Genomic DNA, 16896 nt, shown 5'->3' on the forward strand with positions numbered 1-16896 from the left:
ATCCGGAGTGTCCTTAGCTCTTCTCTCCTTCCGGGTTAAGTTCCTACACGTTTAAAAGGAGTGTGTTGAAGAAAAAACTTCCCGATCCTTTCTTGTGAATTTTGGTAATTTTTTCGAACTGATGTAATATAAAAGAAATAGGATTTATTAATATTAAACAACAAACTTCGGTAGTGTGGCAACCCGGGATGGAGGTACAGCGAGCGTGGAAGATAAAACGGCAATCTTGATCGGGATGATAGTGGTCAGTATCGTGTTATTAGTACAGGTAGCAGGTGCGATCTATTCGTTTGACGGCGTGCCGTACCCGGACAAGCTCGATGAAGTAGCTCATGGCACATTGAAAGGTGGCGTCTATGTGGGTGAGAGTCGTGGGCTCGGCTTCACGCCGTATGAGCAGACTTTTGAACTGCCTGACGGGGTTACGGTTAAGTGGGCGCGGCTATATGTTGGCGTCTGGGGAGGTACTGAGCGCTATGAGGGCTGGGTGCAGACGACGTTTAACGGGGATGACCTTGGCAAAACGTTCTTGAAAGGCATCAATGACGATAACTCCCATGTATATTGCTCCAGTCATGGTGGCTACTGGGTCTATTACGATGTCACGGACAAGGTTATACCGGGCCTCAATACGGGAATCGCAGAGACGAGCCGAGGTGAAAAGGGCAGTAAACTGGATGGCCGCGTCTACGGCATCATCCTCGCCGCCGTTTATGAGGCTGATAACGGGCTGGAAACCTCGTACTGGGTCTGTGATGGCAACCCAAGCCTGCACGGGATGGGCTGGGCTGGCACCACCCCCTCGATCAATGATCTCGTATCCGTGGACTTCCGCAGTGAGATTGACCCCGCGAATATTAACGCTGCGCATCTCACCGTGACGTATCTTGCTGGCAATATCAAAGAACCCGATTATCTGGAGTTCAACGGTCATGAGATAGGCGGGAATGACGTGGCCAACAACGAAGACGACGAGACCTATGGGATTGATCTCAAGAGCTTCGACGTGACGCAGTATACTCAGGCTGAAAATCGGCTCCGCTTCCTCAGAGGTAAAGACGTCAACGGGGACGGCATTATAGACGCAGATGACGAGGGTAACCTGGAGGGAGAGTATTACCTGCATCCTGTTCTCGCGGTTCTTGCTGTGGAACATAAAACCCCTGAAAAGACTGCTCCCGATTTTACTGTCCAACTCGACTTCGGAAACCTGACCGAAGGCGCGAATACGCTTCGTGCGGTGGTGAGCAATGACGGGCGCCTGTACGAGGACGACGTACGATTAAGCGTGTTCGTTGACGATTCTGAGATCTATGCTGATGCTGTTCGTATGGATGCCAGTGGCATCAAAAAGACGACCATTCCATGGAACGCCCTATATGGATCGCACACAATCAGAGCGGAAGTTGACGCAGAGAACGCGGTGCAGGAATTGAACGAAAACAACAACATCTTCAGTTCTGATGTTCATATCGGTGGCAGCCCTGATGTGTCTGTACGGATTCTGACGCCCGTGCGTGAGCAGAACGGCGCGACAACGGCAAGCGGTATTGTAACAGCGTGCTCTGGGTTAATCGGTGTTCTCCTCTTACTTTTTGCTCTATTATATTGCAGACGGGATACGAGAAGACTTCACGAGGTTCTCGTAATCCTTGCCGTTCTCAGCGTAGCGTTAGTGACCTGCGGCTGCGTGGATGAGCAATCCGGAGGAAAAAATCCCATTGGTGGTAGTATGCTCAAGTATTCGGTTCCTGTTGAACTCACCAATGAGGGAGAGCTGCCCGCAGCGGACTTTGAACTCGCGCTCTACATAGACGATGAGAAGAGCGCGCTTACCACGATAGAGCGATTAGAAGGCGGTACTTCGTTCACAGCGGATTTTTCCATCGTGGTGACGGAAGGAACGCACACCTTAAAAGCAGTCGCAGATGAGAGGAATGGGCTACAAGAAACCAGGAGGGGTAACAACGTCGACGAAATTACCTTCGATTTTTAGTGGCCTCGTGCTCGCACTCAGCATCTTTGCTGTCCTGGCCGTCACTATCATGCCCGTCGTGGGCTCGTATGCGGGAGACAAACCGCTGAGCACGGTTGCGCACGATGAAGTTCGTGGCACTGTCGTATTCACTCTTGGCGATAGCACCTACAGCGGACAGATATCGTGTAATGATTCGTACACCGTCAATTTTGATACCTCTACGGTAACGGCAAAAGACGTAAAACTCGCGCGACTGTACGTCTACTGGGTTTGGAGCCAGAAAGATAACGTCGGCGTGTATCCTACACTGGAGGTATCTGAAGGAACGGAAGTTTTGAATCCGCTCATAACCTATACGGATACGAAAGGCTTTGTCGGGAAATATGATTACTTCTCCGGTGTTACGGTCTACGATTGCACGGTAACGCTGCCCATGAATTCAGATTCCTATTCGGTTACCGTGAAGAACATGGATGCGAACGGAAGCACGTTCAGTGTGCAAGGAATCGGTCTGCTGGTCGTAACCGAGTGCTCAGAAGGCGATCAAGATTGCCCGTTCATCGAATACTGGATCAACGAGGGCTGCGACATGATCTATGCAGAATACGGAATCACCCCAGAGATGGCCATCAGCACGAGTTATTTCAATGGAGCTGTGGACGTGGAAAATGTAGAGAAGGCGTATTTAATCTCGGTGGTTCCCTCAGGCGGTTACGTATCTGGCGGAGAGAAGGCGCATAATTCGCTTTACTTTAACGAAGAGCGCGGATGGCTCGAGGAGCTTCCCTTCCTGAAGCAACTGCTCCGATTATTGTTCGGCCTTGGCGGCGGGGTCTGGAATGACGTGTATATTGCCGATAGCATGGTTCAGATCGGAGTTGATCAGCGTGATGTGACCAATCATCTGAAAGCCTCGAACAATTTCGCCGCGATTCAGGACAATCACGATTATATGATGGTGACCAACGCGGTGCTGGTGGTGGAGAAGAGCGGGGACGGAAGGAAATGACCGTTGAGACCCGGGGGTTAACGAAACATTATCGTATGGGCGACGAGAACGTAGTGGCGTTAGACGGTGTGGATTTGAAAGTAGAAGACGGCGAGTTTATTTCTATTGTGGGCCCTTCAGGCTCCGGGAAATCAACGTTTTTACATGTCGTCGGATGCCTGGACGCGCCGACGGCGGGTGAGGTGCATTTTAATGGCGCGCGGGTGGATTACAACAATAAACAGTCTCTGGTGCTGTTACGGCGACAGTTTATCGGGTTCGTCTTTCAAACCTTCAATCTGATACCGGCGTTGAATGCGGTCGAGAATATCGAGTACCCGCTCTATTTCACGAAGGATAATAAGAAGAAGAGTAAAAGCGAACGGAGAGAGCGTGCGAGGAACCTCTTGTCCCTAGTAGGTCTTGAGAACCGTGCAGAGCACCTCCCTTCCGAACTTTCCGGCGGTGAACTGCAGCGGGTAGCGATCGCACGTGCCCTTGCCAACGATCCGAAGCTTATACTGGCCGACGAGCCCACCGGCAACCTCGACTCGAAGACCGGGCAGAGCATATTGGATTTACTCAAGCGGTTAAGCACCGAAGATGAGAAGACGATTATCATGGTAACGCACGATCTAGCATCGGCGAAGCGGATGAGCATCGTAATCGGAATATTGGATGGGAGACTTCAGCGGCTATGATGGAATTATTCTCATTAGCAGCTCGGCAGTTAACGCGGAAGAAACTGCGTGTATTCCTCATCGTGCTGGGAATTGCCATCGGGGTCGCGGCGGTAATTGGCGTCACTTCTCTGGGCGAAGGAATCCGTGTTCAGGCGGTTGAGCAGATCAAGGCCTCATACGATCTCACGACGATCGAGGTTTCCGCAGGCGTCTCAGAAGAGAGCGTAACTCTGATTACCAATTCGAAAGTCTCTGCGATCGAATCGACTGCTCACGTTGCATTTGTCGCCCCGTATGTCGAGGACTCGTACGTCACGCGGAATAATACGTATCTCGCAGTAAAAGGGATCTCGCCGGACTATCTACAGATCCGTGGCCACAGCTTGCAATTGGAGCAGGGAACGTGGTTTGATGAAACTGCTGAGGGTACACCTCTGCCGGTTGTGCTGGGCTACGATGTCGCCAAGCGTTTAGCGTTGATCGAGGGCTTAGAGCTGGGTGACGAGTTTACAGTGAAGCTCAGACTGTACGGCGAGGAAGGGCGTCCGTTGGACAAGACGACAGCATTTGTAATCGTAGGCGTACTGGAATCCGCGGGGGATGAGCATGACAATCAGGTCTTCGTAGAAATTACAGAGGCGATGGCACTGGATGAGAAGGATGCGTATGATGGTCTGGTGGTAAAAGTAGACGACCCTGCATTTGCCGCTGCGGTGCGCGAGCTGATAAAGGATCTGGGCCTGTCGGCGCACTCCGCGCAGGATGTCATCGACGAGGTGAACCGTCTGATGGTGGCGGTAACACTGGTGTTGGGTTTCTTTTCCGGTATTTCCCTTGTTGTCGGCGCGCTTATGGTGGTGAACACGATGATCATCTCGGTTTACGAGCGAACAGGCGAGATCGGACTCTCGAAGGCGTTAGGCGCATCGGACTTTGATATTATGAAGCTGTTCCTCGCGGAATGCGTGATAATAGGCGTTATCGGTGGCATTTGCGGCGATCTGCTCGGCATGGGCTTCTCAGTCTTGATAGACCTCGTCGGCAAGCCCTTTCTGGTCAGTGCACTCGGCGGAAGCATCGGTGCGAATCTCGAAGCAGGGAGCATCACCATCGTGACACCCACAATACTGGTCGCGGGATTCGCCATCTCGCTCGTGCTTTCGGTTGTTTCCGGGCTGTATCCCGCGCTGCGTGCGGCGCGCTTGAACCCGTTGGACGCGTTGCGGCAGATCTGAGAGTCTTCCTATCTCTTTCACAATAAAAATCTATTTTGTATCTTTTAGTGTTAACAATAACTATTTAAATATAAATTGATTTTAACAATCTACCTAATGGTGTTACCAAGGCGGTGCGGGCAAAGGCGGCGGCGATGATGGCGACGCGGAAGTGATGCGCGCGAGGCCCCGTGAAAGGTCTGTATCGTATAAAATGGCTGGAATGCACCTGAACAGGCGAGAAGAAGAAACGCGCCGAGGAGGGGCGCGCTACAAGTACCCAAAAAAGGAGGTGAAAAAGAATGAGACGATTGAGTATCGCAGGCGTGGAGGCAGCATGTGTAATCCTAGTCATTCTATGCTCGCCCACACTGGCACACTGGGACTATGACGGTTATCAGCTTTCCACGAGTTCACAGGGCGCGGTCTATGGCGGCGCTTATATAAGTGATGGCGACAACCACAACGCGGGTTTTGGTGAGACCTATGTGACAAACTTCAGCGTACCCGATGGCACGACCCATTGGGCGCGACTCTATGTCAGCGTGTGGGGCATGAATGAGTATAACACCGGCTGGGTGAATACCACCTTCAACGGGCATACCTATCAACCAATCTTCATCAACGGCACGAATGACGATAATCCCTCCGTCTGGGGCGCAGGTCATGGCGTCTGGTGGATATACTACGATGTAACGAACACTATTACACCAAATACAAGCAACCAGGCACTAGTACAGAGAACACTTGGCGATAGGATTCTCCGGGTAATACTCGTGGAGGCCTATAACGATACTGATGGCTGCGGCTTCATTACCTACTACTGGGTAAACGATGGCAACGTGAATCTGCATTACAATTATTCGACGGGCTATGAGTGGGATCGTGATTCTAGCACTACGTGGTTCAACGGTACCAGCGAGGAGATATGCTCGGCCGAATTGTTCACTGCACACTACGGTGGAGGCAATGCTTGGGGTGGTGCGGAGCCGGATTACCTCTACTTCAATGCCCCTGAAGCATATCACCGTCCCAACCAGATCGGGGACGACGGGAACGAGACGTGGGGAGACGACGATATAGCCGAGAATCTCTTGGATATGCTCACTTTTGATGTCACCGCTCTCGTAGAGTCCTCAGGCAACAACGCGACCTTCTGGCGCGGGCACGATGATAATGGCGATGGCTGGATCTATCACAATGCGAGTGTTGCCGAAATAGAGGGCGCGGAAGGCGAAGCGTACGTGCATCCCATACTGGCCGTGCTCACCGTGAACTCAACAAAACGTTACCTGACGAAGGACATGGTGGGCAGTGTACCAAACATCTTCAGCATTCCAACGGTAGACAGCGAACCAATTAGCACCGCATTGTCTTCAATAGAGCCGTACTACACGTACATAAACCGCTATAACTCAACCACGCAAACCTGGGAGATTTACAACAAGAACCTACCCTTCCCACCGGTGAGTAAGTTCACGACAATAGACCAGGGAATCGGCTATCAAGTAGCTCCGAATAGCGCTTGCGCGCTCACATGGACATCATCGGGTAGTTGAAACAAAACGATTCTTCCTCCCTTTTTATTTTTTCCCGCTTGTGGGGTGCAAATCTGAAAAATGGAAGAGAAAAGAGAAAACGGAAAATCATGTCCCTACGTGGTGCAAATCCTCGAGGGGGCAAAGTAAAAAGCCGGGGCTAAAAGGAGAGAACTTTAGTCTCGGGTTTTACGAAGGTCAAAAAAATTAGGAGGTGAAAATGAGAAAAGATGAAGCATGAGACGCAGAGAAAAATTGCACTACCGGCGATTGTACTGCTGGTTGCGATCGCATTCACTGCTTCGCCTGTATCCGGAGTAGCAACGAATTTGCACGGGTATGGGTTTTACGAAGATGATTCGCCGGCATACTTTGATTCGGTGCGCATAATCAATACGAACACGGGCGTGGAATGGAATGATACGTACTTTGCGACAGGCCATCCTCAGGTTACGTTATGGCAAAATTACTACCAAGTGGCACTAGATGACCCTCTTGATGTTCAGGTTGGTCACGTACTGAGATACATTGCTACAAATGGGACATGGACAAACGACTCAACGGCAACGTATACTGGTTTTGACTTCGAATACAACATCAATTTTACTCGGACGCAGCCAGACATGCCAGACCTGATCGTGGAGAGCATCACGCCAAATTGTGGCGGTTATCTCTTCGGAAACGAGAGCAACGAAATCTGTGCACTGATAGAGAATAACGGCACAGGCGCAGCAGGTGCCTTCAACGTCAGTTTCGAGGCGGGCGCCTTCAGTGAGCAGGTACGAGTTACCGGCGGCTTAGCCGCAGGTGCGAATACGACGGTCTGCGTCACCGATCCAACGCTCAGGAATGCTGGCGAATCGGTCACGATTAATGTTACTGCGGACTGCAATGGCGAAGTTGACGAAGGTGCCAATGAAGGCAACAATGTGGCAAGCATAACCAAGACCGTCGTGAATAACGGCTATAAAGGGAAACGCTACACCGGTGGGAGTGACATCACCACCTGGCAAACGTTCGAGCTCAAGGGCGACCTGCTGTATTCAGTCGGCGACAGCTACTATCTGAGTGCGTATTCTTATCCCGACTGGACGCACTACACGGCCAACTGGACCGCGAGCGACTTGCCGGTTCCGGGCACGGCGACGGTAAAAGAGGCACGACTGTACGTGCCGTACACGTGGGCGAAGAATAACGTGATGCTAGGTTATATGAACCTCACGTTCAACGGTAATCTGCAGACACTGGATTACCACTACTGGGATGAGAAAGGATACGGTTCCAGCTATCCCTACGGAACGCTCGTCTACAATGTAACCGCGGACTTCAGCACGAGTGGCAACCTCGCTGATCTCGCCAACTCCTATCCAGGCGGCGGGCAGGTATCCATGCGCGGCATGGTGCTCGTCGTGATCTACGAGGACGATAACGAACCACTAAGGAAGATACTGGTCAACGAGGAGTTCGATCTGCTCTACGGCGGCTCGTCACAGTGCACGACGGCGGAAGAAGCCACGGCATACGCACCATTTGGCTCGATAGACCTTTCAACGATTGGTAGTGCCAAGCTAATAACCATGGCGCCCGGTGCGGGTCCGAACGAAGGCGAGCTGATCTTTAACGGGCAGACCTGGACCAACGTCTGGAATTACGCAGGCAGTGCGCAAATCGGCATTGACGAGCGTGAAGTAGGTTCGTATCTGCAGGCGACGAACAATACCGCAGGGTTCCAGAGCAGTGGCGACTACATGGAAGCGAGCAATGCGATACTGGTACTTACAACGCCACCAATCATCAGCGTCGAGCCAGAAGAGACGAATGTCGCACCGCAGAGCCAGTTTGACATCGAGATAATTGTCAATCCAAATGGTGCACCGGTGTACGGGGTTGAGTATTATCTCAACTATGATCCGAGCGTGGTCCGAGCAGAGGTGCAGAACAAAGGGTCGTTCCTCGGCGGGCTTGATGACACGATCGTGATGGTCAACGAGATAGATCAGGTGAACGGCAAAGTGACCTATGCGGAGACGCGAAAAGGCTCCGGAGGTGTGACCGATCCGGCCCCCCTCGCTACGATTCAGTTCACGGCAATCGGCGCACGCGGCGCAACGAGCGATCTGGACCTTGACGGCGTGATCATCGTCAATGCGGCGGACAACGAGTCCTTTGCGGTCATTAAGATCGAGGATGGCAACGTTACAATAGGTGACAACGTACTACCACCCGTTGCCTCGGCCTGCTCGAAGCACAGAATCAACAACGCCGCAAAGAAGTTCCAGTGCTCGGCGCTGCTCTGTTCGACCTCTTACGACCCCGATGGCGAGATCACGTATCTCAGATGGGCGTTCGGCGACGGTCAATACGGAACCAGTGAGGGCAACGTGAGCGGCTGCGCTTGCAAGGAGCACAAGTACGAGTCATGGCAATGGGTCGGGGGTTCAAGCGGGCACTACGAGCCGTTCAGCGCGTCTATTACCGTAATCGATAATGCCGAACCTGAACAGAGCGACACCTACGCATTCCCGGTTACCGTCTATATGGCGGGAGATGCGAACGGCGATGGGCGCGTGAATATCCTCGACGCCGTGCAGGTGGGCAAGAACTTCGGCCAGAGCTGTCCGGGCGGAGAAGCGTGCGGCGAATACAAGTGGAGTAACGCGCAAGCGGATGCCGCAGACCTGAACAACGACTGCGAGATAAACATTCTCGATGCCGTAATCATCGGAACGATGTGGGGACACACCGCCTGGTAAGCTGTTCTGCTACGCCACAAGCAATGCATCCCCATCATACTAGATGTGCATAACCCTTTAAAAATTTCCCTTTTTCCTTTTTTTCGGGGAGGCAGGAAAGAAACTGAACTGTGAAATAAGAGCGTGTGAGGATGAAAGAGCAGCAAAGAATCGAGGATCTCTCGGTAATTGAGATGAAGGAGGAGGAAAAATAAATGAAAGAAGAGAAGATAAGATTGATAGGATTTGTCGTAGTAGTGGTGTTAAGTCTGGTGGGAGGGTCAATAGCACAAGCCGCAGCACAAAGCGCCTCGATAAGCGTTTCCCCCTCAACGGTCGAGGCGTCTCCGGGCGAGACATTCAGAATAGACATTAGCATTGACCCCCACGATTTGGCGATTTCCGGCGCTCAGTTCAATCTCTATTTCGATCAGAACGTGCTCAATGCCACTTCTCAAACTCAGGGTACCTTCCTCGCTCAGGACGGCGCAACCACAACCGTGATCACAGACACCATCAACAACAGCCTTGGAAGGATAGAGTACGCCGAAATCCGGCTGGGCGCGGAGCACGGCGTAAGCGATCCCGGTGTTTTCGCATCTATTACGTTTGAAGTCGTTGGAACGACGGGGATGAGCAATCTGAAATTGAGCAATGTGATTTTAAGCAATCCAGACGGCGAATCTATTGAAACCACGATCAACAGCGGAACATGCACCGTAGCTACCAGCGCGTCAGACTCCGACACGTCCGGCTCCTCTTCCACTTCCACGCCCACGGTAACGTACGTTGATATCTCTGCTGAAGAGGCACAGGAAATGCTTGCAGAGGACCCCGAACACGTTACCGTTTTGGATGTCAGAACAGCCGAGGAGTACAATGCTGAGCACATACCCGGAGCGAAATCCATACCCTTATCAGAGCTAGAAGGCAGAATTGACGAGTTAGACCGATCAGAGGATATTATCATTTATTCTCAGAGCGGCATTGAAAGCAGAACCGCCAGTGAACTACTGGTAGACCAGGGGTGCGAAAACGTCTACAACTTGCTCGGTGGCATAGATGCTTGGAGGCTTACGTTTCCGGTAATAATCCCTGGTACTTCACCTTCACCCCCTGTGGCCACACCTGAATCCGATGTAACGCCCTCGTCCGAGTCATCGTCACCCCCAGCTCTTTCATCCTCTCCAGCGGCCTCACTGACGTCAACGGCCCCGCCCTCATCTGCCAACTCTCCCTCAACGCCGCCTTCAGAGCAGCATGAGGGTATACCGGGATTTGGGGCACCTCTAGCGCTAGCTGCGGTGGGGCTAGCTTTTGCTCTGTGGAGAAGAAGAATGAGATGACTGTACGGAATCGAGCAGTAAAAGGACGAGCACTCACTATCGTTGCGATCCTGTCAGCACTTGTCTCTGCGGTTTTGCCCGTATCGGCGGGAGTAGCCACGAATATTCACGGGTATGGGTTTTACGAAGATGGATCACCTGCATACTTTGACCATGTTGCGGTAACCAATACGAGAACGGGCGTGGAATGGAATGATACGTACTTTGGGATAGGGCATCCTCAGGTTGCGCTATGGCAAAATTACTACGTTCTGACCTTGGATGAGCCGCAAAATGTTCAGGTTGGTGACGTCTTGACGTTCCACGCGGTAAGCGGAAACAGCACTTCAAGTAACATCTCGCAGACCACCTACTCAAAACTTGACCTCGAATATAATATCACGCTATCGCAAATTTCACCACTTCCTTCGACGCAGGCGCACACATTGTCCTTGAACCACAGCTCAAGCTTAAGTCCAAGCCCAAGTCCAAGCCCAAGTGCTCCTCCATCTTCTTCACCTCCTTCTATCGAAGAGCATTCCTCCCGCTCATCTTACACCTCACCTCCTCTAAGCGCACCGACACCAGAGACTATATCCTCTCCTTTAGCCATAACACCTCCAAGGCCAACATCGGTGCAGAGCGGGTTACTACCGGGATTTGAAGCCTGCTTTGCACTACTGGTGTCGGTGACGCTATTTTTCATTCTGCGCCGAAAGAGGCGATGAAAACATGAATGGAGAAGCGAGAAGCGTCGTAATCACAACGGTCATGTTCGTATCCCTGATAGGGTTAGTGGTATCTCCGGCTTTAGCAGGCTTAGCCGTGAACTTCAATGGATATGGGTTCTTTGAGGACGGCTCACCTGCGTGGTTCGACGCGCTCAGTATAACGAATACGAGAACGGGCGTGGAATGGAATGATACGTACTTTGGGATAGGCCATCCTCAGATTGCGTTATGGCAAAATTACTACGTCCTGGCCTTAGACGAACCGACCAATGTTATCACGGGGGATGTCCTCGAGTATGTGGCCACGAACGGAACAGGGACGAACATCTCGTATCTGACCTATGACCCGGCTATTACGGGAATGAACCCCGAACATGACATCACGTTTCAGCGAGCACCGGAAAAGCCGAGAATAAGTGTTAGCCCGGCGAAGCAGAATCTCTCGATCGGCGATTCGTTCACTATCAACGTAACCATGGATCCCGCGGGCACCGAGATCTACGGGGCACAATTCTTTTTGGACTTCGACCAGAACGTTCTCAACGCCACTGCTCAAACTTCAGGGACGTTCCTCGCTCAGGATGGCACCACGACCATTGTGATAATAAACAAGATCAATAACACGATCGGTAGGATCGAATACGGCGAGACACGATGGGGCGTGGAAGATGGCGTCACGAACCCTGGTACGCTGGCATCTATCACCTTCAAAGCAGTTGGATCCGGAACGAGCGATTTAAACTTGAATAATGTGATGGTAAGTGATTCCAACATCTCAAGTGTAGCAACTGACAGTAGCAATGGGAAGGTGATGGTGGAGGGACCCACACTCTTTACCATCTCCGGGTTCGTGACGTACCCCAATGGGACGCCGATTTTCAATCCCTCGATTACGGTAACCAATCTCAATACCTCGGAGATTCTTAGTGCGAACACGAACGAAACGTCAAACTACTACGCGATTGCAACCGACTCAAATCATGTAAATGCGGGAGCCGTCCTTCAGTTCAATGCAAGCAATGATAATGCAATCAGTTTCAATCATAGTATAACGCAAGCTGAGATGACCGCTGGCGGATTCGTTCAGAACATCACCATTATCCCGCTGCCACTGCCCGACCTTATCGTAAGTGATATACTCGCACCACCAGCGTTTGTGGACGTCAGCACTAATGTCTCTGTGGTTATCAAGAATATCGGGAATGCCGCGGCAGGCCGCTTCAATGTTTCCGTAGACATAAATGGGTCGAGTGTGGATAAACGTGCTCTTGCGGGACTGGCCGCCGGAGATACTACCACGCTCACTTTTGCCTGGACACCTTCACAAATCGGGAACTACGAATTTTCAGGGGATACAGATTGTGATAATGATGTTACCGAATCAAATGAGACCAATAACGGTCTTTCCAAGCTCGTCACGGTCCTTACGCAAAAACCAGATCTCATCGTGGAGAGCCTTGAAGCGTATCATTACCAGACGCCGCGAGTATGGTTCAATCTTTCCAATTTTGTGAACGTCAGCATTATTAACGAAGGGTACGCATCCACGAGATTCAATGTCACCCTACACGTAGACGGACTGGAATTCAAGAGCGAGGTTGACGGGCTGGAAAGCGGTGCTCGAACGAATGTTTTATTCAATTGGACGCCGATTGGCGAGGATTGCATGAATGGCGGAGGTCCGAAGGCCTATGCCCTCAATGTTTCTATCGATTCGGATGCCGAAATCGACGAGACGAACGAGACAAATAACCATGCAACTATTACAACGACCGTTTATTGGAATGGGTACGGTGCGGATGAGCCCCTCGATACTATCGCACACGGCACGATACAGGGCGGCTTGTATTACTCCACAGGGAATTCTTCCTATGTAAGCGGTGGTCTGTCATCCGGAGATTCCGTCAGTGCACGGTACAATTTATCGTTTCCCCCGAATGCTACCGTAGCGTTTGCCAGACTCTATGTGTATTACACCTGGGCGAGCACCTATCCAGAGATGCAGGTAAATGTAACGACCCCAGAAGGAACCACCTATCAAAATCTCCCTCTCGATAAAAGCTACAACGATCGCAAGTGCTTCCCCGGCTTTAACAACCTCTGGGGAACTTACGCGTTCAATTTGACCCCGTGTATCAACGGAAGTGGTACGTATATCGTGACCGTACGGGAACTGAGTTCTGGTCGTCCGTGCTACGCCGGAAGAGGTATTTTGGTCGTGTATGAAGACGATACAATGCCGTTACGTGAATACTGGATCAACGAAGGCGCAGATGCACTTATGGGTGGGAGACGAGTGGACGGAGGAGAACTCTCCCTAGAAGAATGTATCAATACCGCATCGTTCCCCGGGAGTATCGACTTGAAGAACGTGAGTACCGCAACGCTTGCCGTAGTCTCGCCGTGGAGTGATAACCCGTGGGAAGAAGGGAGAAATGTGCTGTATTTCAACGGTATCGAGCTAGGAAGAGATGTGTACTCGGGCTATCAGCCTATCGGCGATGTATCGCTCAACGGCATTCGCATGACTGGCGGTGGCTATCCTCAGGTCGGCGTAAACCTGAGTGATGTTGCCAGCCATCTCACAGCCAACGGAAATGTCGCGGGTCAGGGCGATAACGGCGATGGTATGATGCCGTCCAACGCATTCCTGCTCGTAGAATATGCAGAGCAAGCAAACGTATTCGACACGGGACCTGGCACTTACCCGAGCATCAGCGGTACGCACCGTGGTCGTCTCACGCCCGGCTACACCATCGAGGTTACGCGCCTGTACACATATTCCTGTGCGGGAACCGGAGGCCACGCTGAATCCGTGCGGATTTATGGGAACGGTGTGGACGTCAATGCCACTTGGGACGGCAATCAGGGCGACGGACACGCTATACAATTTCCGCACCAGGTCACACTCGTAGCCAACCATACCTACAACTATATCCTACAAACGGACTCTTATCCGCAGATTATCCACAAACAGAATCATACCACGTTCGATGGCAGTATAATCGCTTGCGAGGAATTTATCGATGCTAATGGTAAACGATATACTAACTGGATACCCGCTTTCAAACTGGAGTAAAAGGGGTCGCTTCACCGCACTGCTCCTGCTATTGCTCTTGCTCTTGCTCTTGCTCTTGTTCCTGGTAATCCCCGTAGCGGGAGCTTCGCCTGCCTCGATAAAGATTGACCCATCGTATCAGAAAGCCCCTCAGGGTGAAAACGTCACCGTCACGATATCTGTCGACCCGAGCACGAATGAAGTCTCGGGCGCTCAATATGAACTGTATTTCAACACCAGTATACTAAACGCAATCACACAGACACAAGGGTCGTTTCTCAGCCAGGACGGCGTAACCACCACCGTGCTGCTCAACAGCGTTGACAACACTCTTGGAAAGATGGCGTATAGCGAGTTCAGAACAGGCGTTGGCTACGGCGTTACGAATCCAGGAACACTCGCCTCGATAACCTTTCAGGGAACTGCAGGGTCGGGCATCAGCACGTTGAATTTCAGTAAAGTGCTCCTGTGCACTCCGTTTGCTGAAGAAATCGAGACGGATCGTGAAAACGGAACGGTAGAAGTTGGCGTTCCGTCACCCTTCCTCGTTACGGCGAACGTATCGAACGCAACGATATCGCCAAACGGCGACCATCACTTTGATTGTACAGAAATCAGACTCGTCTTCTCCAAACCGGTAGCTGCCACGATTGCTATTGAAGATCCAGATCACCAGATAATCAAAGAACTGTATTCAAGTGATTCTGTTGTCGACCTGGGACCGGTGTTATGGTACGGCGAGTGTAGCAATGGGTCAACCGTCCCCGATGGTACCTATTTTGTTAATATAACAATGGACGACCGGGTTAATCCACTCGTTTACAATAATTCGATGGTCATTGTTGTCGATGCGACTCCGCCGTCGCCTTCAAATGCAACTCCAGCGCTCTTCATCGGTGAAATAGCGCCGCTTATTTCTGTGGACGTGACCGATGTCTCGAACGTGGACGAAGATAGCTTAAAGCTATACATAGAAGGTCTGCATGTCCTCTCCCAAAAGACGAAACTAGACAACGGCTATCGCGTTTCTTATCAGACTGAACAGCCGTACCGTAATGAAGAACGAATCACCGTTAGATTAATCGCAAGGGATACTGTGTGGAATATCGTGGATTTCTCATGGAATTTCTCGGTCGATGGCAAACCCCCAGAGTACGTAAATCAGTCGCCCACAGGCTTTATTAAGAATCCCCTGCCTCGTATAGCGGTTACTATCACTGATGAACACGGTGTAGTCCCAACCAGTATAAAACTCTACGTGAAAGGTTATCGTGTCATCTCGGAACGAGAAAAGATAGCCAATGGCTTCAGGGTTTCATATCAGACGGAATATCCTTTCCAAGATCAGGAGATAATCAATGTTAGGATACTTGCAAATGACACCGCTCACAACACCCTCGGATATTCATGGGACTTCTCCGTTGCTACAGTACCTTTTGACACCGGATCCGGGACTTACCCGAGTGTCTCCGGCGAGCATAAGGGTAACATCACACCGAAGTATAACGTTGTTGTTGATCGTCTGTATACCTGCCCATGCGCAGGATCTGGTGGGCATACCGAGTTCGTGCGGATACAAGGAGCAGGTATCGATGTAAATGCCACATGGAACGGCTATTGCGGCGACTACCACACTATAACATTCCCCTATCAATTCCCGCTCCTGGCTAATCATACCTATACGTACACGATAAAAACGGGCTCGTACCCGCAAATTCACCATACCCCGGAACTCACGACAGATAGGGGTACAATCACCTGCACCGAGTTCACGGATGCGAATGGACGCTCGTACAATAACTGGATACCGGCAATTCGGTTGGAGTAGAACAATAACCCTCGCCGCAATTCTCTTGTCAGTTTTGGTGGTATACCTGTAGCGAGGGCATCATCTTTGGTAGCACTTTTTTTTATCTAAATGGGATTAGTTCCCGCATATTTGTCATCGAGTATCGCTTTACGCACCATTTATATAGGGAAACCTATAAATGGTGTTAAAAACAATTGTTTTATCTTACGAAGGGGCGGGGTAACGGGTGCATGCCGCACATCAAAAAGCAAGTAAAAGGCACGAAATCGCTAACGGCACCCTTTCAGGGTTGAACCGGAAGTAGGGCCTGAGGAGAGAGGCAAGCGATAGAAAGAAGGTAAGAGAAGAAGGTAACGCCCCGCAAAAGAGGAGGTGAAAGATAGAAGAAAATGGAAGGAAGAAAGACGGGAGTTATAGTTGTACTTGTGCTTGTTGGTATGGTAGCGATAGTGGGAAGCGTGCAGGCATTGCCTGATTTGGTTGTAACGAGTGTTGCCCCGAATTGCGGGGAGCTCTTTGGGAACGAAAGTAACGTTATCGAGGCGGAGATCGAAAATATAGGTACTACGACAGCCAATGCGTCGCATGCCTGTTTCGTGCTCAGCGACGGCTACAGTGAGAAAGTTGCAGTGCCGCTCTTAGATGCTGGTAACAGTACAACGGTCTACATCACCGATCCTACTATCAGAAATGCTGATGCTGACGTGAATATAACCGTCACGGCAGATTGCGACGGTGAGATTGCTGAGTCGAATGAGACGAACAACGTAACCGTTCAAGCAGCAACCGTGGTGAACAACGGCTACAAGGGCAAGCGATATACAGGTGGCGAGGATATA

At 51.1% G+C, this 16896-nt stretch carries 11 protein-coding genes; all 11 read left to right on the forward strand.

The window, feature by feature from the left end:
* Window positions 1–205 precede the first annotated feature (205 nt).
* A complete protein-coding gene (locus JW878_00465) occupies window positions 206–1996 on the forward strand; it encodes a DUF3344 domain-containing protein (GenBank protein ID MBN1761538.1) in 1791 nt (596 codons plus the stop codon).
* Window positions 1938–2987: a DUF3344 domain-containing protein gene (locus JW878_00470; protein MBN1761539.1), complete on the forward strand. Its 1050-nt coding sequence runs from the start codon at window positions 1938–1940 to the stop codon at window positions 2985–2987. The genes JW878_00465 and JW878_00470 overlap by 59 nt, the downstream gene beginning before the upstream one ends.
* Window positions 2984–3667 carry an ABC transporter ATP-binding protein gene (locus tag JW878_00475; GenBank protein ID MBN1761540.1) on the forward strand — a complete coding sequence of 228 codons (684 nt, stop codon included), beginning with the start codon at window positions 2984–2986 and terminating at the stop codon, window positions 3665–3667. Before JW878_00470 ends, JW878_00475 begins: the two co-directional genes overlap by 4 nt.
* Window positions 3664–4884, forward strand: a complete 1221-nt coding sequence (locus JW878_00480; protein ID MBN1761541.1) for an ABC transporter permease — start codon at window positions 3664–3666, stop codon at window positions 4882–4884. Before JW878_00475 ends, JW878_00480 begins: the two co-directional genes overlap by 4 nt.
* A 281-nt stretch (window positions 4885–5165) precedes the next feature.
* On the forward strand, window positions 5166–6422 hold the full coding sequence (locus JW878_00485) for a hypothetical protein (protein MBN1761542.1): 1257 nt from the start codon (window positions 5166–5168) through the stop codon (window positions 6420–6422).
* Window positions 6423–6631: 209 nt separating this feature from the next.
* Entirely contained in the window at window positions 6632–9154 is a 2523-nt protein-coding gene (locus JW878_00490) for a DUF3344 domain-containing protein (protein ID MBN1761543.1), read from the forward strand.
* Between the two features lie 251 nt (window positions 9155–9405).
* On the forward strand, window positions 9406–10479 hold the full coding sequence (locus JW878_00495; protein MBN1761544.1) for a hypothetical protein: 1074 nt from the start codon (window positions 9406–9408) through the stop codon (window positions 10477–10479).
* Window positions 10476–11186, forward strand: coding sequence for a hypothetical protein (locus tag JW878_00500; protein ID MBN1761545.1), 711 nt, complete (start codon window positions 10476–10478; stop codon window positions 11184–11186). Before JW878_00495 ends, JW878_00500 begins: the two co-directional genes overlap by 4 nt.
* Window positions 11187–11190: 4 nt before the next feature.
* Window positions 11191–14268, forward strand: a complete 3078-nt coding sequence (locus JW878_00505) for a DUF3344 domain-containing protein (GenBank protein ID MBN1761546.1) — start codon at window positions 11191–11193, stop codon at window positions 14266–14268.
* Entirely contained in the window at window positions 14222–16075 is a 1854-nt protein-coding gene (locus JW878_00510; protein MBN1761547.1) for a hypothetical protein, read from the forward strand. The genes JW878_00505 and JW878_00510 overlap by 47 nt, the downstream gene beginning before the upstream one ends.
* A gap of 371 nt (window positions 16076–16446) precedes the next feature.
* Window positions 16447–16896, forward strand: a 450-nt coding sequence (locus JW878_00515) for a hypothetical protein (protein MBN1761548.1), incomplete at its 3' end; no start/stop codon positions are given.

It is taken from the genome of Methanomicrobia archaeon (assembly GCA_016930255.1).
GTDB lineage: Archaea > Halobacteriota > Syntropharchaeia > Alkanophagales > Methanospirareceae > JACGMN01.

Excerpts from the sequence above, each read along its gene's own strand:
- JW878_00490 (MBN1761543.1), top strand. The coding sequence starts at position 6,632 with ATGAAGCATGAGACGCAGAGAAAAATTGCACTACCGGCGATTGTACTG.
- JW878_00505 (MBN1761546.1), top strand. The coding sequence starts at position 11,191 with ATGAATGGAGAAGCGAGAAGCGTCGTAATCACAACGGTCATGTTCGTA.
- JW878_00500 (MBN1761545.1), top strand. The coding sequence starts at position 10,476 with ATGACTGTACGGAATCGAGCAGTAAAAGGACGAGCACTCACTATCGTT.
- JW878_00470 (MBN1761539.1), top strand. The coding sequence starts at position 1,938 with ATGGGCTACAAGAAACCAGGAGGGGTAACAACGTCGACGAAATTACCT.
- JW878_00485 (MBN1761542.1), top strand. The coding sequence starts at position 5,166 with ATGAGACGATTGAGTATCGCAGGCGTGGAGGCAGCATGTGTAATCCTA.
- JW878_00475 (MBN1761540.1), top strand. The coding sequence starts at position 2,984 with ATGACCGTTGAGACCCGGGGGTTAACGAAACATTATCGTATGGGCGAC.
- JW878_00510 (MBN1761547.1), top strand. The coding sequence starts at position 14,222 with ATGGTAAACGATATACTAACTGGATACCCGCTTTCAAACTGGAGTAAA.
- JW878_00480 (MBN1761541.1), top strand. The coding sequence starts at position 3,664 with ATGATGGAATTATTCTCATTAGCAGCTCGGCAGTTAACGCGGAAGAAA.